Annotated in this window: 1 protein-coding gene and 1 pseudogene; both read left to right on the forward strand. The window is 76.9% G+C overall.

The annotated features are described in order from the left end of the window. Positions 1-817 (forward strand): LiaF domain-containing protein (locus tag MHY85_RS21020; RefSeq protein ID WP_239200407.1); only part of this gene is annotated, 817 nt, incomplete at its 5' end. Continuing rightward, positions 817-1,258, forward strand: a pseudogene (locus tag MHY85_RS21025) (hypothetical protein); the annotation flags it as partial. The gene MHY85_RS21020 and the pseudogene MHY85_RS21025, both read left to right, overlap by 1 nt.

Below are 1,258 nucleotides of genomic sequence, written 5' to 3' on the forward strand. Positions count from 1 at the left end.
CGCGCCCACCGGCTCGCCGTACGGCGGCACGCCCACCGGGCCGGCGCCGACCGGCACCGGCGCCCGGCGCCACCAGGGCCCGCCGAACCCGCCGACGCCACCGAGCCGCGGCTGGAACCCGCCGCCGCCCACGCCCCCGACCCCGCCCCGGCCGCCGCGCCGCGGTCCCGGCGCCGCGGTCACCGGCATCGTGGTGGCGCTGCTCCTGCTCGGCCTGGCCGGCCTGCTGGCCGCCGACCGCGCCGGGGTCTACGACGGCCCGATCGCGGCCGTGCTGGTCGGCGGCGGCCATGCCCTCGTCGGCCTGGCGATCATCGTGTCCGGCCTGCGGGGCCGCACGGCCGGCGGCCTCACCGCGCTGGCGATCGTCGGCATGGTCGTCGCCGGTCCCGCGGCAGCCACGAGCGACGCCCGGTGGGGCGACTGGGACCACTGGGACCGCGAGAACGGCCCGGTCAGCAGCATCGACACCACCGTCACCAGCCGCGCCGCGGCCGAGCGCGGCTACTCGTTCGGCGTCGGCGACGCCCGGGTGGACCTCACCGCCGTCCCGCTCACCGACGAGACGCTCACCGTGCCGATCAGCGGCGGCCTGGGCGACGTCACGGTCGTCGTGCCCGAGGGCGCCGCGGTCGTCGCGGACGTCAGCTCCGGGGCCGGCAACGTCACCTGGAAGGTCGACGGCAAGAACGAGCGCGCCGACGGCGTCGGCCACTCGCGCACCTTCACCAGCGAGGCGATGTCCGACCGCGACGACGCCGAGATCGAGCTGACCATCGAGGTCGGCGTCGGCAGCATCACCATCGAGGAGGACTGATGACCAGCACCGGCTCCGGGACCCCCCGTCCCGACGGCGCGGACGAGCCCGTCACCGAGCGCATCGAGCACGCGGGCACGACGGACGCCCCCGGCACGGGCGACGCGACCGAGCAGATCGAGACCGTCGACGCGACCGAGCAGATCGACCAGGTCGACGCGCAGGCCGGCACCCCGACCCCGGGCGACGCGACCGAGCGGATCGAGACCGTCGACGCGACCGAGCAGATCGACCAGGTCGACGCGCAGGCCGGCACCCCGACCCCGGGCGACGCGACCGAGCGGATCGAGACCGTCGACGCGACCGAGCGGATCGACCAGGTCGACGCGACGCAGCGGCTCGACGCCGTCGGCGACACGGCGCGCATCGAGAGCGTGGGCGACACGGCGCGCATCGCGACCGTCGACGACACGGCGCGCGCCGTGTCGCCCACGCTCTCGA

It is taken from the genome of Cellulomonas sp. ACRRI, assembly GCF_022346185.1.
Taxonomy (GTDB): domain Bacteria; phylum Actinomycetota; class Actinomycetes; order Actinomycetales; family Cellulomonadaceae; genus Cellulomonas.